Below are 19,092 nucleotides of genomic sequence, written 5' to 3'. Positions count from 1 at the left end.
TGATGAACTTGGAGAAACGGCTACGCCGGTTTATTTTTTGGCTTATGCGCTTCTGGATACACTTGGTACACTCGGCTATCCAGTCCTGGTGACACGAGACACATCACACCTGGAAGTACATCGCTAAGGCGTTAATCAAATGCGACAACTTGCGTTTGGCAGATTGAGGCCACGGATTCTATCCTGATTGATTTTTTCAGCAAACCCTATTTATTGAACAGACATTCTCAGAAGGATAGCTATGGATCTCAAAGAGTTGCCGGGAGCTGAATTAATCTTGCCTAGATTTGAGGATTTGCACAATGGTAAATCTGACACGGTTGGGGCATTGTTGATTGCGCACTGACCAGTCAGCGTTGGCGAGATCGCATCAACGCGCCAACTCAAGCCGGTCTCGAAAATGAAAGCCATTACAAATACCTGGCATTAAGCCACCTCGATATTCTAGTGATATGCTCAATCCCGATTTGGCAGGCAGCTAGCCAAAGATATAATGGAGTCAATGTAAACTCAGCTTACAGTCCAGTTTACGCTAGCTGTAAATCACTATGTCTATCGACCAACTCACACAAGAAGCCTTATCGCTTCCAAACGATCTAAGATTTCAGCTTGTAGAAGCACTATTAGCAAGCTTCGAAGACGACATAGATACTGACATTCAATCTGAATGGCTATTGGAAGCCCAAAAACGACGCGATGACATCCGAACTGGCTCAGTACAGCCAATTCCTGGAGAAGACGCTCTAGCCCAGGTTAGAGAAATTCTCAATTAATGAAATACGTTTTTCATCCAGACTCGTTAACTGAGTATTCAGAAGCCGTTCGATATTATGCAGAGCAGAATGTAGATTTAGCCCAAGCTTTCATCGATGCAGTTGAGAAAGCTATCTACCGTCTCAGAGATTCACCCGGTCGATACCCAGCTATCGATGGAGATATTCGTCGTTGTTTGACCCTCAAGTTCCCTTACGGAATTCTATACACAATCGAATCAGATTCCATACTGATCCTGGCATTAATACATTGCAAGAAAAAACCGGGTTATTGGAATTCAAGACAAAAGTAAAGCTCTGCACTATGCCTGTGCTACAACAGCAGAATTGAGAAGCCAAAAAACTGATAGCCTTCAAAATTGCCCTACTACTACGGCTTAAAGCACTGATTAAAAAAATATACGAATCATGCGTTCCAATATTGATCCTGAGAAGATAGAACAACTTATGACTATTTTGGGTCGAGAAGCTCGTGGCATAGGCTCTATTTATTTTACAGGAGGTGCTAGTGCTCTATTGATTGGCTGGCGTAGTTCTACCGTCGATATCGATATTCGTCTAGATCCTGAGCCTCCAGGTATTTTTCAAGCTATTGCCAAACTCAAACGAGACTTGAATATCAATATTGAGTTAGCATCTCCCCAAGATTTTTTGCCCCCGCTTCCAGGATGGCGCGATAGAAGCTTATTTATTGGAAAGCGTGGCCAAATTTCGTTCTATCACTATGATTTTACAGCCCAGGCGCTGTCTAAACTCTCGAGGGGATATGACCGCGATCTCAATGACGTGCAGGCTATGTATGCACAGGGACTGTTCTCAATAGATGATTTACGTGACTGTTTTGAAGCTATTGAACCTGAGCTAATTCGCTTCCCGTCGCTTGATCCTGAGACTTTAAAGGATAGGGTCGATACATTTATTGAACAGACATTCTCAGAAGGATAGCTATGGATCTCAAAGAGTTGCCGGGAGCCGAATTTATTTTGCCTGGACTAGAAGATTTGCACAACGGTAAATCTGACACTGTTGGTGCTTTGTTGATTACTATTGCATCAACACGCCTAACCGCAGCAGGCTTACAATTTCCCAAAAGCCACCTAATGCCAGAGCCCGAACTAACGCTGTATGAACGTCTACAGAATGAACGAGACGATCCTTATCCCTATTACAATGCTTTATTGAATAGTCTCAACAGTTTTTGCAATGCGCTTGAACTGACGAATGCTAGCTGACAACCCATCGCATTCTCTTATTCAAAGGTCTCTATAACGCTATCAGGTTCGATTAATTGTATATAAACCAGAATTGGAGGAGATTCAAGAGTGGATAAGCTAGCCAAGTATCGGGAAGCAATCAAACAAATTCTCACAGACCATGCAGGCACTTCTTCATCAAGAGATACTATACAAAATCAACTAATTTTTGATGATGAGCACGGACATTACCAGCTTGCTTATGTCGGTTGGCAAGAAGACAAGCGAATCTTTGGCCCCGTTCTCCACTTTGATATACAAGATGGCAAAATCTGGGTTCAATACAATGGTACAGAAGATGCTGTCGCCCAGCGCCTAGTCGCCTTGGGTGTACCAGAGTCAGACATTGTTCTCGGTTTTCATGACGAGTTTAAGCGTCAGTTTACTCCCTACGCCGTCCGTTAAAAAACAACATCAAGCGGCACTTAACGCGGTTGCTAAAACTGATTCGAATAACGCCAATCCGTCCATGCCGCCTAGTCTGGCATCGGCTGCCCTTTCTGGGTGGGGCATCATGCCAAGAACATTGCCTGTTTTGTTGCAAATGCCCGCAATGTTGTTGAGGGAACCGTTGGGGTTATTGCTGTCATCAACTGTGCCATCTGGGCTGCTGTAGCGAAAAACAACCTGATTATTATCTTCTAGAGACTTGAGCGTATCCCCATCGGCATAGTAACAACCTTCTCCATGAGCGATGGGTACTGTGATGGTTTGACCTTGAGTGTAATTTTTAGTCCAGGTGAGATCGGTGCGTTCTACTTTTAGGGGAGTGCGATCGCAAATAAACCGCATGTCCCGATTACGCATCAATGCCCCCGGCAGCAGCCCTACCTCGGTCAAAATCTGGAAGCCGTTGCAGATGCCCAGCAATAAGCCACCTTTGTTGGCATGGTCAATGGCCGAGCGCATCGCCGGAGAAAACTGGGCCACCGCCCCACAGCGCAGATAGTCACCAAAGCTAAAGCCGCCGGGCACCACCACCACATCCACATCACCCAGGTCGCTGTCCCCATGCCAGATGCGATGGGTGGGGCGCTGGAGAATATCGCGGGTGACATAGACGACGTCGCGATCGCAGTTTGAACCCGGAAATGTAATAACACCAAATTTCATGGCACAAAATGGGTGAGTAATAGGTCAGGACAGCTGTGAGAGCTGCATAAATCTTGGTATGTAGACAACGCCCAACCCAGCAGGAAGGGCAGCAGACTATGCCGTCGCCATCGCCTGTAGTTCAATCCGATAATTCTCAATCACCGGATTTGCCAATAGCTGGTCACACATGCGGTCTAGCTGCTGAGTCGCCGCCTCTTCGCTATCTGCCGTTAGCGACACCTCTATATATTTACCAATGCGGATCTTACTCACATTGTCGTATCCCATGTGCTCTAACCCAGAACGCACCGCCGTACCTGCCGGGTCAAGTACCGATGGCCGAAGAGTCACATACACTTGAGCCTGATAAGTCTGCGCCACAATATAAATTCCGCAAGCTGCCCGCCTATCTTATCGCACCTCAGTCAATGCCAGCGGGGCTACCCTAACCTCAGTTCTAAGGTCTAAGCTAGTAGTATGTCTCCCTTCAAACCCATGGCCATCCGTCACACTCGTAACCAGGAGCGCATCCTAGAAGCACTGCAAAACCAGGAGCAGGCTATTTCTGCCCAAGATTTGCATGGTGCCATGAGGCAAGCCGGTAGTCGCATTGGTCTAGCCACCGTCTATCGAGCCCTAGAAGCTCTAAAGCTGGACGGTACGGTTCAAATGCGTACCCTTTCTAATGGAGAATCCCTCTACAGCCTCGCCCAAGAAGACCGTCACCACCTAACCTGTCTGAGATGCGGCGAGTCTTTACCCATTGAGCAATGCCCGGTTCACGAGTTGGAAAAGCACCTCAACGACTCCCACCATTTCCGCATTTTTTACCATACCCTCGAGTTTTTTGGCCTCTGCGATAAGTGTCAAGTGGTCTCGAGCTAGAGGCTACTGGGGTGCTGGAAATCAGCTCTGTGGGCTGCATCGGACCCTCATCCTAAATCCTTCTCCCGAGGGAGAAGGACTTTGAGCCTGACTGATTAGTGGGGCTCCTGTAATGGAGCTGCTGTTTGCAGAGTCTGGTAAGTCCGTCCTTCATAGGAACGACAATCCTCACAGGGACCGGTGGGATTTACCGCGCAGCGGATATGAGGGGAGCGGGCATTGAGCTGGCAGGTGATATCACCAATGACTAATCCAATGCCGTCAATATAGTGCTCATCCGGGTTATGTCGTCGCCATGGGTTGGCGGCTGGATAGTTGCCGGCATTCATAGCTGCATCCAGACGAGCCATGACCCGTCGTTCGGCTTGGTAGCTTGCCCAGACTGATATAGCCGGTGGCACTAGACCCACCAATATCAAAAACATGACTACGGCCATAGATAGCGACTGTTCGAGGAAATCGCCTTGATCCTAGCGCAGGTTTTTGGACTGACAGATGTAGATTTTGAAAAGGATGTAGCCCCAAAATGCAGCCCTATGAGTCTCCTTTATCCTTGGGCTTATAGGTGGACTTCACCTGCAGTTCCTTAAGCTGGCGGTCGTCAACGCTGGATGGGGCCTGGGTGAGTAGACAGCGGGCCTGTTGGGTCTTGGGAAATGCGATCGCATCGCGAATAGAACTTTCCTCAGCCATCAGCATCACCAAACGGTCGAGACCATAGGCAATGCCACCGTGGGGTGGGGCACCAAAGTCAAAGGCATCGATAAAGAAGCCAAACTTCTCGCGGGCTTCGTCATCGCTGAGGCCAATGGTTTTAAATACCTTGGCCTGTACATCCGGCTGATAGATGCGCAGACTGCCACCACCGATTTCATAGCCGTTGAGCACCAGGTCATAGGCAACGGCTCGGGCGGTTTTCAGGTCATCAATGTCTTCGGGATTAGGGGCGGTAAATGGATGGTGCAACGCCTCGTAGCGGTTCTCGTCCGCATTCCACTCAAACATGGGGAAGTCCGTCACCCAGAGAAAATTGAGTTTATCCGTGTCGATCAGGTCTAGCTCGGTTGCGATCGCCTGGCGCACCTTATCCAAAGCGGCATTAACCGTGGCTGTCGGTCCGGCCCCAAATAACAGCAGATGGCCCGCTTCGGCTCCGGTCCGCTCTAGCAGCGTTTGCTTTTGTTCGTCGCTGAGGTTGTCTTTGATGGCACCGATGGTATCGATTTCGCCATCTTCCCGCACGCGGATATAGGCCAGCCCCTTAGCGCCCGCATCGGTGGCCACCTTAAACACATCCCCACCGGGCTTAATCCGCACATTGGAAATGGCATCGTTGCCGCCAGGAATGGGCAGTACTTTTACCTGGCCGCCAGACTTAACCGCCCCCGAGAACACCTTAAAGCCAGAATTTTTGACAATGTCCGACACCTCCACTAGCTCTAGACCGTATCGGGTATCGGGCTTGTCGCTGCCATAGCGATCCATGGCCTCGGCGTAGGTCATGCGAGGGAAGGGCTTGGGCAGGTCAATGCCTTTGACCGCCTTAAAGATATGGGCTACCAGACTTTCATTGAGCGTCAGGATCTCCTCTTGATCCATAAAGCTCATTTCCATATCCAGCTGGGTAAATTCCGGCTGGCGGTCGGCCCGCAAATCCTCATCGCGGAAGCAGCGGGCAATTTGGTAATAGCGGTCCATCCCAGCTACCATCAGCAGCTGCTTAAATAGCTGGGGCGACTGGGGTAGGGCATACCACTCACTGGGGTTGACCCGTGACGGCAGCACATAGTCCCGAGCACCTTCGGGGGTGGACCGGGTCAAAATGGGGGTTTCAACTTCAATAAAGTCTTCTTGATCTTCTAGAAAACGCCGGATTGCCTTCATTACCTCGTGGCGTAGCCGAATATTGCGGCCCATGCGTTCCCGACGTAAATCTAGATAGCGGTACTTTAGCCGCAGCTCTTCGCGGACGTTTTCTTCTTCCGCTGTCGAAATTTGAAACGGTAGCTGGGTGCGCACAGCGCTCAGCAGCTCAATGCTGCTGGCGTAGATTTCGACTTCGCCCGTCGGCAGGTTGGGGTTGAGGGACTCGGGGGGCCGCTTACTGACCCGGCCTTCAATTTTAACGACGTACTCATTACGGACCTGATCCGCGACCGGGTAGGACTCGGGTGTACGTTCAGGATCGCTGACAATTTGGACGATGCCGTTGCGATCGCGCAAATCCAAAAAAATCACCCCACCATGATCGCGGCGGCGGTCGACCCAGCCGTATAGGGTAACGGTCTTATCGATATGCTCGGCCCGCAGCTGGCCGCAATATAAGGTACGCATGGATACAGGAGGGGATTGATTTTCGTAAGTTTCAACAAAGCCTACCCATTATCTAGGATCGTTAGGTAGTTTTGCGTGCCGAATTTTGAGGTTTGAATTCAGCATGTCTAAATTGTTCTAGCAAACTTTGTTACTTCAACTCAAAAATAAGCTCCAGCCACCTCCTGACCTTGCTGAAATCGTTAGCGGACAGCCGCTTGGCCTTGGAGCATCTCAGATAGCATGGACGCTGGCTGCTGGTGGTGGGGCCAGGCAAAGGCATGGCGAAAGGCTGCTTCCTGACAGGCTCGCAAGCCGTCAAACCCAATCACGTCCTGGGTTAGCAGATTTTCGTATTCAAAGGGCAACCGCACATTGTGCAGACCGGCATTGTCAGTACAGATGGCGATATCCACCCCCGCATCAAAGCAACGACTAAAGACATCCTTGAGCTGGCCGATTTCATCTAGGGTACCGGTCTGCCAGTAGGTGGTGGGGCAAACTTCCAAACACTGTCCGCGAGCCGCTACATCTTTGAGCAATTCTGGATAATGTAATGGAATCTGAATACCGTGGCCAATCCGCATCAGATAGGGCAGCAGCTCCGGATAGCAGCCGTTGGAGGTTTCATACAGGTGGCCGGTGGTTTTGATCCCCAGCGACTGGGCATAGCGGTACAGCTGAATAATCTCATCTAGCTTTTCGCGATAGGCGGCATCGCCGCCGGCAATATCAATGGCGCACACGTAGTTGGGGTACTGGGCTGCGAGATCAATCGTGGCGCGGTTGATCTCGTAAGGTAGGCGGGAGTGCATACATAGGATTTGCCGAGTCACAACGGGATACTCAGTTTGCTCCGTGGCCCGGCCCACAATTTCGACAATTTCTGCCATCATGTCCGTGCGATCGCGTTCGCTCAGACTGTGGGGCGTCCGGTAAAAGGGGGTATAGCGCAGCTCGAGATAGGCTAGATTCTCAAAAATATAGGCCCCTCTAATGAGCCGATAGATAAAGTAGGGCAGCGCTTCTCGGGTTTGTACGCTCTCTACTAGGGTATGGAGCTCTAAGTATTCTTCTAACGAATCCTTAGGCTGGGTATAAAACTGCTCAAACTCTGAGTAATCAGCAAATCGCTCCGCTAAATCAGGACGATTTCTTTGAAAATAACGCCATAGGATTCTGGGTACGACAGAGCCCCCCAGGTGGCGATGGAGTTCCGCATAAAGACTCATGGAATGCCTCTAGGTGTGGTGGTGGGTTAGGTAGTTTGATTAAAGTCCCCAGATGCTTGGGGCGTATCCAACGGTATCGAATCTGGCTGAGCCCTATCGATTACCCAGCTGAAACAAAAATTAAAAAAGTGTGAAATGCCTATTAGATTAAGTTTTACCGCAGGATTGATTTTTTTGCCTGGGGCTATGACCAAAACCTTGAGGAGATTAACCTTTCGTTAATCTTTGAGTCATTACCTACGGTGGTGCAGAAAATCAATTCGCTCTCGATTACCCAGCAAGGTTCATACCGTCATTTATTGACACTGGCCACCTTGCCTAATCATAATTGTGATTTGTTTGAATCGTAACGCGCGAAATTCCCTTGGCAAACGTTATTGTAATTGGTGCCCAGTGGGGCGATGAAGGTAAAGGAAAGATCACTGATTTGCTCAGCAAATCGGCGGACGTAGTTGTTCGTTATCAGGGTGGCGTCAATGCAGGTCACACCGTTGTTGTAAAAGATCAGACCTTTAAGCTGCACCTGATCCCTTCGGGCATTTTGTACCGTGAGACTGAATGCTTGATCGGCAGTGGCACGGTGATTGATCCCAAAGAATTAATTGCTGAACTGGATAAGCTAGATGGCTTAGGTGTGTCCAGTAAGAACCTTTTCATTTCTGAAACGGCCCATGTGACCATGCCGTATCACCGGCTAATCGATCAGGCATCCGAAGAGCGCCGGGGAACGAACAAGATTGGTACCACCAAGCGTGGGATCGGTCCCACCTATGCTGACAAGTCTGAGCGTACGGGAATCCGCATTTGCGATCTGATGGATCTGTCTGCCTTTCGAGAGCAGCTAGAATGGACGATTAACTACAAAAATATTGTCTTAGAAAAGCTCTACAATCTTCCTCCCCTTGACCCAGAAGAGGTTTATCAAGAGTACGAGGCCTATGCAGAGCGCTTGCGTCCCCATGTGGTAGACAGCTCTCTACATATTTATAACGCGCTGCAAAAGCGCAAAAACGTATTGTTTGAAGGGGCTCAAGGGACGCTGCTGGACCTTGACCATGGTACCTATCCCTATGTGACCTCTTCTAATCCGGTGGCTGGAGGGGCGTGCATTGGTTCTGGTATTGGTCCGACTGCCGTTGACCGGGTGATTGGTGTGGCTAAGGCTTACACCACACGCGTCGGTGAGGGGCCTTTCCCCACTGAGTTATTTGATGATATGGGCAATGCCCTCTGTATGCGTGGGGCTGAGTTTGGGACGACCACTGGTCGGCAGCGTCGCTGCGGCTGGTTTGATGCGGTGATCGGTCGCTATGCTGTGCGGATCAATGGGTTAGACTGTCTAGCCATTACTAAGCTAGATGTCTTGGATGAAATGGACGAAATTAAAGTCTGTGTTGCCTATGAGCTAGATGGCGAACGCTGCAAGGACTTGCCGGGCAGTGCCAGTTTATTTGCACGGTGTAAGCCCGTGTATGAAACCATGCCGGGGTGGAATCAATCAACGGCTAACTGTCGCCGGTTGGAAGATTTGCCCAAGCAGGCTCTAGACTATCTGGAGTTTTTGGCCAAGCTGATGGAGGTGCCCATCGCCATTGTGTCCCTTGGGGCCAGCCGTGACCAGACCATCATCGTGGAAGATCCCATCCATGGACCCAAGCGAGCCTTGCTCTATGAAAACGGTGGGGCGTTCAAGGTGGCTTAGTCACGAATCGTGACCTGAGGCGCTAGGATGGTAAAGCACTAAATACGGCTTCTCGTCAGATCAAAGGCTGTACTAGCAGAAATCTGAGGTCAGTGCGAGCTAGATTAGGCTAATCAACGACTAATCGGCTGGCCATCGGCGGACGTGTAACAAACAATAATTTATTTTTTCATCGATTGGACAATGACAATGGAACTGACTCTCGACTGCAATAAGCGTGCTGATAATGAAAAGCCTGGAGCTTTACGCCGGGATGGGGTGACTCCTGCTGTGCTCTATGGCCATGATGGCACCAATTCTGTGGCCCTCAAGGCCAATACCCGCGAGGTTCAAGCTTTACTGCGCAAAGCAAAAGGCCAAAAGGTAGAACTCGACCTAAATGTGGCAGATATGCCTTGGAATGGCAAAGTTGTTTTGCAAGAAGTGCAAAGTCATCCTTGGAAGAACGCGGTTTACCACATTAGCTTTTGGGCTAAGTAGGCACTGCGACTTAGCTTTAAGTTATAAACGCCTCTGGGAGCTACGGAGCTACGTTCCCAGGGGCGTTTTTGTCGCTGTTTTTCTAGCCAATGCTATGGAACCGGCGTTAGCGCAGAATTGTGCTCAACTATGGGCGTTTCGTATTGTTTTCGTGGCGGGGCACCCAGTCGTGAATTGGCCAGGTATAGTATAGGCGTTAAGCGGCGTTAAGCCCGGCAGCAATTTTTCTCGACGGATATGGGATCACCTAAAGGCGGCAAACCTGTTATCAACGACATGACCGATTTGATTGTGCCCGTGGCCCTTCGAATCTGGCTGGTCTTTTTGTTGATTTTTGTATTGTTAGGGTATTCGGTAACGACCAGTATTTTGTTTGGGGCCATTGGTGGGTTTGCCGGTGGCCTGGTGTCGGCCTGGTGGAATGCCTTGGGGGGAGAGCCTGTGCAAGAGGGTGCTAAAAAATCCTCTCCCTTGTTGCCGCTACCCAGATGGCGCTGGCGTACTGAGCGACGTCATTTGAGACGGCGGCAGCGCTAGTATGTTTCTCTTTTTATCGAAACTCCTACCGTTATTTATTTATCCGTTGGGGTTGTCCTGTGTGCTGTTGGGGCTATCCATGGTGTGGCTGTGGAAAACGCCCCGCCGCTCTTTGTTTGCGATCGCAACCGCCCTACTCATCCTATTTTGCACCAGCAATCCTCTGATCGCGTCCACTGTGGTCAAAACCCTGGAATGGCAGTATCTGCCTCCGGATCCCGTGCCAGCGGCTGAAGCGATTGTTGTCCTCGGGGGAAGTACCCGTCCCCAGGCCCCGCCGCGTCCCTGGGTGGAGGTACTTGAATCTGGCGATCGTGTTCTATACGGTGTCAAACTTTACCAGGATGGCGTTGCTCCACTGATTGTTTTTAGCGGAGGGCGGATCAACTGGAAAGATGCCGCAGAGCGCTCAGAAGCCGAAGACATGACCGAAATTGCCCTGGCGATGGGGGTGCCTGAGCGCAATATTCTGCGCGAAGACGAGTCCCTCAACACTTATCAGAATGCTGTGAATACAGCGAAGCTATTACAGCAGCGGCAGATCAAGACTATTTTGCTGGTCACATCAGCCATCCATATGCCCCGATCCATGGCCATTTTTAAGCGCCAGGGGTTAAATGTAACCGCAGCTCCGACCGACTATTGGGTGTCTACCGAATCCTTAGCGGCCATGCGGGGAATTTCCCTGGGCACGTTTCTCAACGTTTTACCCGATACTGAATCCCTGGACTTTTTTACAAGAGCCTTGAAGGAATATATCGGTTTAGGGATTTATCGTTTGAGGGGCTGGCTATAGTAAGAAGGAATAAGGTCTATTTCTAACTAATGCTCAAGCGCCCCTTTGAACCCTCCTCAGCGATCGCCAGTGAAGCCGTCGAACTGCAGCAGGTTGCCTATGAATTTCGTCAAGAGGTGCAGCACCGTCAGGCGTTTGAAGCCTACTGCCAGTGGTACTATGCCACCGCCAAACAGCATCAAGCCGAACAGGCCGCCATGGAAAATGATATTCCCCTCTTTAGCTGGTTTTGGCGATGTCGGGCCTAGTCAAGGCTAAAGGACTTCCAGTTCGGTGTTGGCCAGGTGGGCCTTAAATGGTCGCTTGGCTCCCTCGATGGCGAACTCCACCACTACTGGAAAGTTAGGGCTAATGGGACGTCCTTTCCAGTCGCTCAAGACTGTTTTGACAGTCCCTTCCATCCCCTCCGCATTGTGCGGTTGGTTGCGATGCTTGGGATGGTGAAATAAAACAACCGGTGTAGAAACTCGAACGCGATCGCCAGCTTTTATAGACATTAGTAATCCCAAGTAATCCAAACGTGAAAACATCCGTGCGAACCGCACGAACAATGTACTTTGGATACCATTTTCTCACAAGATAGCTCCGTACCAGAGACTTTAACAACTATTTAGTTGTTAAAGTCCGGTATCATAGCCGTCGTCCGGACTAGCTAGAAATCGGGGTCTGTCGTCGAGGTATTGGGCAATGGGTCGGTTTCTGTGGGAGGGGCTGAGGGACCGAAATTTTGCCATAGAAATACGCCAGCTACTCCGGCTACGCTGAAAGCAATCAACAGTAGAATGCCTAGAACCATGGCCTGAAGGGAACGGCGGGGGGGAGCCTCTGTTGAAGTAACGGGGTCAGGGTCTTCTGCGGGCTCTTCGCTTTCTCCATAGAGCAGTGCTTTGGAGGCAGCGGTAAGTTCGGTCGGGTAAAGCCCTTCCTGGGGGGTCAGGTTGGGGATGCTGTCTTCTACCACCACAGTATCGCCAGAAATGGTGCAGTGCATTAGCACCACGGCAATGTTGTCATGGCCATTTTTTTGGTTAGCCAGCTCTACCCAGGACTCAACGGCGGTGGGTAGTGGCACAATATTTTTTACAATCAGGCCGATATAGTTGGCCCAGGATGTTTCCACCCGCTGATGGTCGCTGAGACCATCGGAACACAGCAGCAATACCCCCGTTTCATCCAGTAGAAAACGCTGAACGTGGGGGGTGAGGCTATCGGCCTCGCGGGTACCCAGGGCCTGGGTGAGTGCCCCGGCATCGTCACGGGCCTGGGCCACGGTTGGATAGCTGTGGCCGGCTGTAATCTCTCGCCCGGCCACATCGTCGTCCACTGTGAGTAAATGGCAGGCTTCGGGGGTAATCCAATAGGCGCGGCTGTCACCGACATGGGCAATGTATAGCTCGTTAACGTCTTCATGGCCGTCCGTTGTGGGCAGCCTCTGGGGGATCATCACCGCCGCTACCAGGGTGGTGCCCATACGCTGCCGTTCGGTCCGCCCCTGCTGATCGTTTTGGCTAGCGACCAGGTTGTTGGCCACCCGAATGGCCGCTTCGATTTGCCCCATGACGATATAGGGGGGCAGCGGTGTGTCCTGTTCAGCAATTTCTGCTAGGAGACTTCGGAGCTGGAGCTGGAGCGATCGCACCACGGTCTGGCTAGCAACTTCGCCGCCAGCGTGACCGCCCACCCCGTCACAGACAATGGCCATGCGCGGCAAGCTAGATAGATCAGCGGTGCTCGCCCGTTCCAATTCAACCTGGCTGGGGTAGCAGGCATCCTCATTGTGGGGTTGTTGACCGCTGTTGGTACTACCGGCCACCTCGGTGGCGAGCGAAATCTCCATCGCCTGAGTGAGCAGGACCCGATTGAGATGTTCTAAAATCTGGTCAAAGTTAGGCTGAGTCTCCGGTTCAGAGGTTTCACACTGGTCTAACACTGACTTTAGGTTGCTGGCCAGCGTAGGCGTAGATTTGGGGAGCAGGGTGGCAATTAGCTGAGCCAGTGCCTTTAGCGGCGGTCGTCCTGGGATCAGATTGCTCAACCGGATGCGCCAGCCGTCCACGTGAATTACTTCGGGGGCGCTCAGGCTAGCGGCCATATTGAGGCCAAACAAATGGGGCCACAGACTAAACAGCTGCCAGCACCAGTAAGCTTGCCGAAAAGGGGTGGCACTAGCCCAGGCGGTGCCGAGGGTGGGCATGAGTCTGCCATGGCGGTCGATGGGCACATTGTCTAAAAGCAAGACGGAGCCACTATCGAGGGGGCATTCGCCATAGACTGTGGGGATATGAAGCTGGTGAGGATAGGCCTGCAGGTATGGTTTGGCTGCCGCCGAGACGGTGTCGGGATGCTCCGGGGGATCGGGGGCTTGGGTATCGTGCCATACCCCTGGACTCAGCACCCAATAGCGGTCATTGACGCTTTGCCCCGGTGGAACATCGCGCCCTGGCCCCAGGGCTAGAACGTATTTCTTAAAGGGGGAGACGTCCACTTGAGTCATGTTAACCAGCGGTTTTGTCCGGGTCGGCAGAGGTAAAAAGATTAGGTTAATGGTAGTCGCAAAGCGTTCAATTGAGGAGTTCTTTTATAGCCTTTGCCCATTGAGGTTTTGCCCATTGAGGTTTTTGCCCACTGAGACACTGATCGATTGTTGATCTCATTGAAGGAGGAATCAGTAAGGCCCCATCGCCCTTGTCGTTAGGGAAGTAGGGGTGAGCAATACATCCAGCCATTTGCTATACCCTTGAAATAGCTAAAACATTACGTGCCCATGAACCTGGCAATTTTTTGGATTCTCCTTGGAGTCGCTCTATGTGTAATGGAGCTGATGATTCCCACTGCGTTTTTGGAATCGGCGTTGGGAGTCAGTGCCATTGTTGTCGGTCTGATCGTGATGGCGTTGCCGCTGATGGCCTTTAGCTGGCAGGTGGCGCTGTGGATGGTTCTATCACTACTGATGTTTTGGGCTCTGCGTCGGTTTACCCCCCGTCGGCAGCCTCCGGCGCTGATGGATGCGACCGAGGCTAGAACCATTACGTCCATTCCTCCCGGTAGCAGCGGGCGAGTAATGTATGAGGGGAATTCATGGCCTGCTTGCTGTAGCGATCGCGAACTTGCGATCGCGACTAATCAAACCGTTATTGTGGTCGGACGTCAGGGCAATACTCTGATTGTCATGCCCGAGAGCGCTCTTTTGTAGAAAACTACACACTATGAACCCATTTGCACTCTTAATCATGTTGGCCTTTGGCGGTTCCATTGCCGCCGGTTCGGTCCGCATCGTCAACCAAGGAGACGAAGCGCTAATAGAAAGTCTGGGACGATATACCGGCAAAAAGCTGCAGCCGGGGCTAAATTTTACGGTGCCCTTTATCGATAAGGTGGTTTATAAGCAAACCATTCGCGAAAAGGTCCTTGATGTCGCGCCCCAGCAGTGCATTACCCGCGACAACGTTTCCATTAGCGTCGATGCCGTTGTCTACTGGCGGATTGTTGATTTAGAGAAGGCTTACTACAAAGTCGAAAATCTGCAGGCGGCCATGGTCAACCTGGTACTCACCCAGATCCGCGCAGAAATGGGGCAGCTAGAGTTAGACGAGACCTTTACCGCCCGAGCGGAAATTAATGAAACCCTGCTGCGCGAACTAGATATTGCCACTGATCCTTGGGGCGTAAAAGTCACCCGTGTAGAGCTGCGGGACATTGTGCCGTCTAAGGCCGTTCAAGACTCTATGGAACTGCAGATGGCTGCAGAGCGCCAAAAACGTGCGGCTGTACTGACCTCAGAGGGCCAGCGAGAATCTGCCATCAACGCTGCTCAGGGGCAGGCCGAATCAGAATTGCTTGCTGCCGAAGCCCGCAAAAAAGCGTCTATTCTGGCCGCTGAAGCTGAACAAAAGACCATCGTGCTCAAGGCCCAGGCAGACCGTCAGGAGCAAGTCCTGCGGGCTCAGGCCACGGCTGAAGCGATTCAGGTATTAGCCCAAAAACTAAAAAGCGATCCCTCCGCTCGCGAAGCTCTGCAGTATTTGCTGGCCCAAGGGTATCTAGATGTGGGCAGCCAAATCGGAGCCAGCGACAGCAGCAAAGTTATGTTTATGGATCCCCGCGCTATTCCAGCAACGTTAGAAGGGATGAAGTCTATTGTTGGGGATTTAACGCAATCGTAGCCAGCATCGTTGATCCCTTAAAGGGAGCCCTAGCGTCAAAGTAGGGGGCCACTAGCAGATGCCAAAACACCCGCTAGTGGTTCTGCCGCTGAAATTCTCTAGCAATCTCGGCGGTCGAAGTTAGTTTACCCATAGCTACTGAAATTGATATCGCGATGGGTATCTGTGCTAGTCTCCGCGTGTCTCTGTATGTGTGTGGTAACGGTCCCGCGTTACTATTCCACATCGCCTGTGAGTTAGGTCATTCCATGATCTTGAACTCTGTGGGTAAGCTGGAGTCAGTTATCCAAGGGCAGCTATGCGCGATCGCATCGATCAAATTGTTCAGAACCTGAATAAAACCATCGTTGGTAAGGAAGCCTCTATCCGGCTGGTCCTAGTGGCACTTCTGTCCGGTGGCCATGTTCTGCTCGAAGATGTGCCCGGTGTGGGTAAAACCCTCTTAGCCAAGTCCTTAGCCCGCTGCATTGATGGCAAATTTCAGCGGGTGCAGTGTACTCCTGACCTGTTACCTAGCGATGTAACCGGGACCAATATCTGGAACCCTAGCAGCGGTGTGTTTCAGTTTATGCCAGGACCGGTCTTTGCCAACATATTGCTCACCGACGAAATCAACCGGGCCACCCCCCGTACCCAGTCAGCACTTCTGGAGGTAATGGAAGAGCATCAGGTGACTCTAGACGGGGTTTCCCGCCTGGTGCCCGCTCCCTTTTTTGTCATTGCGACTCAGAACCCAGTGGAATATCAGGGTACCTTTCCGCTACCCGAGGCGCAGATGGATCGTTTTGCCCTATCCCTCAGTCTGGGCTACCCTAGTGCCACCGAAGAACTCAGGATGCTCCATAACCTGGCCCAGCCGGTCAAACCCGCTGACCTACAGCCCTGTATTACCCTAGATGAAATGCACAGTCTGCAGCAGCAGTGCCAGCAGATCGGTGTAGAAACCTCAGTGCAGCAGTACATCATCAGCCTGGTGCGAGCCACCCGCGACCATGATGATGTCGCCCTAGGCGTCAGTCCACGGGGAACGGTAGCCCTGTACCGGGCAGCGCAGGCTTTAGCCTTTTTGGATGAACGAGACTACGTTTTACCTGATGATGTCAAGGCTTTGGCAACAGCCGTGCTAGCCCATCGAGTCATTGCCAGCGGTGGGCACAAAAGTGAGCCCATCATTGCTCAACTGTTAGACACCATCGCCGTGCCCTAAGTGGAATTACTGAAATCTTGGCATGGGTTGAGCGTATTCTTACTATTTTAGGGAAAACTACTTGCCCATAGGTCACAGGCCAAAAAGTAATTATTTACTTAAGAGTGTCACAGTAGATATGTGGAACGATTTTTTCAAGGGTATTCCTTGGTGGGCTCAAGCTTCGTTCGTTTTTATAGCAATAGTTCTTGGGGTTTTTGGTTACGATAATCTAACTCAGAATATTAGTTCCAACTCAGATATTTCCGGCGAGCTAACAAGCGAAGAAAGTCTACAAAAAGTACAAATTACTGTTCTTGATAGACAGACTCAAGAATCTATTGAAAATGTTAACTTACGGTTTACTATCAACGGTCCCTCTGTTGATAAAATTACTGATAGAAAGGGTTATATTGAGCTTCTGATGCCTCCGAGAGATAGTGTTGAAGTGACTTTCTCTCATCCGGATTATGGTGTTTCCAAAGAAATAATTAATCTGCAAACAGATCCAGAAACTACCAGGGTTATTTATTTAAATTCAAGTACTCCTTAGCTTTTATTCAGTCTCTGAAAGAGGGTAAGGAAATATTTTCCATTTCATTCATTCTAAGAATATTTCATTTAAATGCTCATATATGTCTTCTGAGGATAAGTTTTGGAAAGATATTGAAGAACGATTTAAATTTTTTCTCATGCTTGCCGTTTTGTGTGCATGTGGATATCTAGCGTGGCACAAAGTAATTTACATTATCTTCGTTTTGATATTTGGGGGGATTGCAGCAGCTATGATTCCTCTATATAAAATATCGCAAGAAAAGCTCGAAGAATTAGAGTATTTGGATGAAGATGAACTCGCCGAAGCTATTCGCGTGATTACGAAGGCAAACCAAATAATTACGGAATATCATTTTGAGAATCCATTTTTGACTAGTCAGTTAGCTCAATTCAGTAACTCTATTCAAGTAGAATGCTCCACTGCACGTAGTTTGTATCAGGAAAAGCGACAAAAAAGAGAGCGTAATGAGTTTTTTCAGCAAGTTGAACGTGAAAGGTTTGAGGATCAGCTGAATGAGCAAAGGCAAAGAAAAGGTGTATTGTATGGCGCTCCTCCTGATCCGGAGACGAATCAATGTCCTTCAGGTTTTCCAATCAGAGCAACTGAGAATCTGCCAGGTAATGCATATCGTGGTATCTACTATTCTCCAGGAGAAGCAGACTATGAATCACAAGCTTCATGGTGTTTTGATTGTGCAGAACATGCTGAAGCCGATGGTTATAGACTTTCAAGAAAGGGCAAATCCAGATATCGACGTTATAGATGATTTGTATGAAATTACGCGCTGCGAGTACTGACATAGTAATCCTGTTCCATTTACATATAGTTACCTGGTAAGTATTTGTATAAGCCATTTTTCTCAGGCAGTTTCCAGGAAAATCGATTACTCTGAAGCAGTTGCCGTCCTCAAAAATTCATCACGATTTCTCCACTGTAAAACCAGTAAAACCATCCTACGGAACCATGCGAAAACTGTTGGGAATTACATTGGTGACAGCTCTGCTCGCCGTTAGCTGTGCTCTGATCAATCCGCCGTCCTCCAGTCAAACCCCGGCGGACAGCCAAACCAATGCCATGGCAGAACTGCACAAGGATGATGTGCCAGTGGCATCCCCGGCAGCCCAAGACGTGGATTCCGATGCAGTTATCACAGAAGACGTTACCTATGGATCCCTCGACGATATTCCCTTTACTGGCTACTTAGCCAAACCGACTGAGGCCGAGTCTCCCCTACCCGGTCTGATTGTTATCCAAGAATGGTGGGGCCTGAACGATAACATTCGCACCATGACCCGTCGTCTGGCCGCCGAGGGTTACACGGCTTTAGCCGTCGATCTCTACGATGGCGATGTGGCAGAAACCCCTGAGGACGCTAAAGCACTGGTGCAAGCCGCCATTCAAAACTCTGATCGACTAACGCAAAACGTCCTGGCGGCCTATAGCTACCTGACGGATGAACAGCAGGTTCCAAAAGTGGGTAGTATCGGCTGGTGCTTTGGTGGCTCCTGGTCCCTGAATACGGCCCTGGCCTTGCCGACAGAGTTAGATGCAGCTGTCATTTACTATGGCGGCCAAATTTCCACCGATCCCGCTACGCTAGAACCATTGCAAATGCCCATCCAAGGTCATTTTGGTGCCCTAGATTCCAATCCTTCCCCTGAAACGGTTCAATCCTTTGAGACCACTTTGAACGACCTAGGTAAAGATACTGAGATCTATATCTATGAGGGAGCCAACCATGCCTTTGCTAATCCCTCCGGTACTCGCTATAACGCTGAGGCGGCAGACCTATCCTGGCAACGGACTGTGTCGTTTCTAAAACAGCATTTACAGAGCAACAGCTAGTAAAGTGAGGTGTGCTCAAGGCGTCTGTGGTGTGACGTATGTGGTATGGCGTATACAATTACACACCACCAGATAGACTATCACTAGAGTAAGCCACCCTCTTAGTTGATTCTTTTTCCATGCCCACGACCCATGATCTGCTACCTGAACTGAAAGCAGCTTGCGAAGATCTACGATGGCGCAGCGAGACAGACTGTCCTTTTGAAGTCGTGGTTTTGCCATCGGCCCAGCCTCCCAGCGCTGATAGGCTGCTGACCTATGGACGCTACCCAGACA

24 protein-coding genes are annotated in these 19,092 nt (G+C 50.4%); 17 read left to right on the top strand and 7 right to left on the bottom strand.

Annotation, left to right across the window (positions count from 1 at the left end; translation table 11 throughout):
- The first annotated feature begins 548 nt into the window (after window positions 1–548).
- From IQ260_RS11660 to IQ260_RS11640, 5 genes are all read left to right on the top strand, one after another.
- Window positions 549–773, top strand: a complete 225-nt coding sequence (locus tag IQ260_RS11660) for an addiction module protein (RefSeq protein WP_193993279.1) — start codon at window positions 549–551, stop codon at window positions 771–773.
- Window positions 773–1,066: a type II toxin-antitoxin system RelE/ParE family toxin gene (locus IQ260_RS31870; protein WP_193993278.1), complete on the top strand. Its 294-nt coding sequence runs from the start codon at window positions 773–775 to the stop codon at window positions 1,064–1,066. Before IQ260_RS11660 ends, IQ260_RS31870 begins: the two co-directional genes overlap by 1 nt.
- A gap of 115 nt (window positions 1,067–1,181) precedes the next feature.
- Complete coding sequence (locus IQ260_RS11650; protein ID WP_193993277.1) at window positions 1,182–1,718, top strand: DUF6036 family nucleotidyltransferase; 537 nt, start codon at window positions 1,182–1,184, stop codon at window positions 1,716–1,718.
- 2 nt (window positions 1,719–1,720) lie between these two features.
- Complete coding sequence (locus tag IQ260_RS11645; RefSeq protein ID WP_193993276.1) at window positions 1,721–2,005, top strand: hypothetical protein; 285 nt, start codon at window positions 1,721–1,723, stop codon at window positions 2,003–2,005.
- Between the two features lie 90 nt (window positions 2,006–2,095).
- Window positions 2,096–2,431 (top strand): XisI protein, encoded by a 336-nt coding sequence (locus tag IQ260_RS11640; RefSeq protein ID WP_193993275.1) that lies wholly within the window; start codon window positions 2,096–2,098, stop codon window positions 2,429–2,431.
- Window positions 2,432–2,440: 9 nt separating this feature from the next.
- Here the strand turns inward: IQ260_RS11640 and purQ are convergent, their stop codons facing one another.
- Together purQ and purS are read right to left on the bottom strand one after the other, a co-directional pair.
- Window positions 2,441–3,139 (bottom strand): phosphoribosylformylglycinamidine synthase subunit PurQ, encoded by a 699-nt coding sequence (gene purQ, locus IQ260_RS11635; protein ID WP_193993274.1) that lies wholly within the window; start codon window positions 3,137–3,139, stop codon window positions 2,441–2,443.
- 96 nt (window positions 3,140–3,235) lie between these two features.
- On the bottom strand, window positions 3,236–3,502 hold the full coding sequence (purS, locus tag IQ260_RS11630; protein ID WP_193993273.1) for a phosphoribosylformylglycinamidine synthase subunit PurS: 267 nt from the start codon (window positions 3,500–3,502) through the stop codon (window positions 3,236–3,238).
- A 96-nt stretch (window positions 3,503–3,598) separates the two neighbouring features.
- On the opposite strand from purS, the gene IQ260_RS11625 reads away from it, so the two are divergent.
- Window positions 3,599–4,006, top strand: coding sequence for a Fur family transcriptional regulator (locus IQ260_RS11625; protein WP_407657736.1), 408 nt, complete (start codon window positions 3,599–3,601; stop codon window positions 4,004–4,006).
- 95 nt (window positions 4,007–4,101) lie between these two features.
- On the opposite strand, the gene IQ260_RS11620 is transcribed toward IQ260_RS11625, so the two are convergent.
- From IQ260_RS11620 to IQ260_RS11610, 3 genes are all read right to left on the bottom strand, one after another.
- Complete coding sequence (locus tag IQ260_RS11620; RefSeq protein ID WP_193993272.1) at window positions 4,102–4,443, bottom strand: DUF6464 family protein; 342 nt, start codon at window positions 4,441–4,443, stop codon at window positions 4,102–4,104.
- A gap of 97 nt (window positions 4,444–4,540) precedes the next feature.
- Window positions 4,541–6,340, bottom strand: coding sequence for an aspartate--tRNA ligase (gene aspS / locus IQ260_RS11615; protein WP_193993271.1), 1,800 nt, complete (start codon window positions 6,338–6,340; stop codon window positions 4,541–4,543).
- 182 nt (window positions 6,341–6,522) lie between these two features.
- Window positions 6,523–7,551 carry an adenosine deaminase gene (locus IQ260_RS11610; protein WP_193993270.1) on the bottom strand — a complete coding sequence of 343 codons (1,029 nt, stop codon included), beginning with the start codon at window positions 7,549–7,551 and terminating at the stop codon, window positions 6,523–6,525.
- Window positions 7,552–7,915: 364 nt separating this feature from the next.
- Between IQ260_RS11610 and IQ260_RS11605 the strand changes: the two genes are divergently transcribed.
- The 5 genes from IQ260_RS11605 (at window position 7,916) to IQ260_RS11585 (ending at window position 11,314) form a co-directional block, all read left to right on the top strand.
- Window positions 7,916–9,253, top strand: coding sequence for an adenylosuccinate synthase (locus tag IQ260_RS11605; protein ID WP_193993269.1), 1,338 nt, complete (start codon window positions 7,916–7,918; stop codon window positions 9,251–9,253).
- Between the two features lie 189 nt (window positions 9,254–9,442).
- Complete coding sequence (rplY, locus tag IQ260_RS11600; RefSeq protein WP_193993268.1) at window positions 9,443–9,733, top strand: 50S ribosomal protein L25; 291 nt, start codon at window positions 9,443–9,445, stop codon at window positions 9,731–9,733.
- A gap of 237 nt (window positions 9,734–9,970) precedes the next feature.
- On the top strand, window positions 9,971–10,270 hold the full coding sequence (locus IQ260_RS11595) for a hypothetical protein (RefSeq protein ID WP_193993267.1): 300 nt from the start codon (window positions 9,971–9,973) through the stop codon (window positions 10,268–10,270).
- A 1-nt stretch (window position 10,271) separates the two neighbouring features.
- Window positions 10,272–11,066 carry a YdcF family protein gene (locus tag IQ260_RS11590; protein WP_193993266.1) on the top strand — a complete coding sequence of 265 codons (795 nt, stop codon included), beginning with the start codon at window positions 10,272–10,274 and terminating at the stop codon, window positions 11,064–11,066.
- 29 nt (window positions 11,067–11,095) lie between these two features.
- Window positions 11,096–11,314 carry a hypothetical protein gene (locus IQ260_RS11585; RefSeq protein ID WP_193993265.1) on the top strand — a complete coding sequence of 73 codons (219 nt, stop codon included), beginning with the start codon at window positions 11,096–11,098 and terminating at the stop codon, window positions 11,312–11,314.
- Between the two features lie 6 nt (window positions 11,315–11,320).
- On the opposite strand, the gene IQ260_RS11580 is transcribed toward IQ260_RS11585, so the two are convergent.
- A complete protein-coding gene (locus tag IQ260_RS11580) occupies window positions 11,321–11,563 on the bottom strand; it encodes a ferredoxin-thioredoxin reductase variable chain (RefSeq protein WP_193993264.1) in 243 nt (80 codons plus the stop codon).
- 155 nt (window positions 11,564–11,718) lie between these two features.
- Entirely contained in the window at window positions 11,719–13,560 is a 1,842-nt protein-coding gene (locus tag IQ260_RS11575; RefSeq protein ID WP_193993263.1) for a protein phosphatase 2C domain-containing protein, read from the bottom strand.
- A gap of 270 nt (window positions 13,561–13,830) precedes the next feature.
- Here IQ260_RS11575 and IQ260_RS11570 point away from each other — a divergent pair, with 270 nt between their 5' ends.
- The 6 genes from IQ260_RS11570 (at window position 13,831) to IQ260_RS11545 (ending at window position 18,816) form a co-directional block, all read left to right on the top strand.
- The gene (locus tag IQ260_RS11570) at window positions 13,831–14,259 is read left to right on the top strand and encodes an NfeD family protein (protein ID WP_193993262.1); all 429 of its coding nucleotides are present in this window, start codon (window positions 13,831–13,833) and stop codon (window positions 14,257–14,259) included.
- 13 nt (window positions 14,260–14,272) lie between these two features.
- On the top strand, window positions 14,273–15,229 hold the full coding sequence (locus tag IQ260_RS11565) for an SPFH domain-containing protein (RefSeq protein ID WP_193993261.1): 957 nt from the start codon (window positions 14,273–14,275) through the stop codon (window positions 15,227–15,229).
- Window positions 15,230–15,527: 298 nt separating this feature from the next.
- A complete protein-coding gene (locus tag IQ260_RS11560; protein WP_193993260.1) occupies window positions 15,528–16,436 on the top strand; it encodes an AAA family ATPase in 909 nt (302 codons plus the stop codon).
- Between the two features lie 118 nt (window positions 16,437–16,554).
- A complete protein-coding gene (locus IQ260_RS11555) occupies window positions 16,555–16,968 on the top strand; it encodes a hypothetical protein (protein WP_193993259.1) in 414 nt (137 codons plus the stop codon).
- An 82-nt stretch (window positions 16,969–17,050) separates the two neighbouring features.
- The gene (locus IQ260_RS11550; protein ID WP_193993258.1) at window positions 17,051–17,737 is read left to right on the top strand and encodes a hypothetical protein; all 687 of its coding nucleotides are present in this window, start codon (window positions 17,051–17,053) and stop codon (window positions 17,735–17,737) included.
- A 197-nt stretch (window positions 17,738–17,934) separates the two neighbouring features.
- On the top strand, window positions 17,935–18,816 hold the full coding sequence (locus IQ260_RS11545; protein WP_193993257.1) for a dienelactone hydrolase family protein: 882 nt from the start codon (window positions 17,935–17,937) through the stop codon (window positions 18,814–18,816).
- Window positions 18,817–19,092: the final 276 nt, after the last annotated feature.

The organism is Leptolyngbya cf. ectocarpi LEGE 11479 (assembly GCF_015207065.1).
GTDB lineage: Bacteria > Cyanobacteriota > Cyanobacteriia > Phormidesmidales > Phormidesmidaceae > Leptothoe > Leptothoe ectocarpi.
Note: the sequence above shows the minus strand (reverse complement) of the source record. Positions and strands in the feature narration are given on the sequence as shown.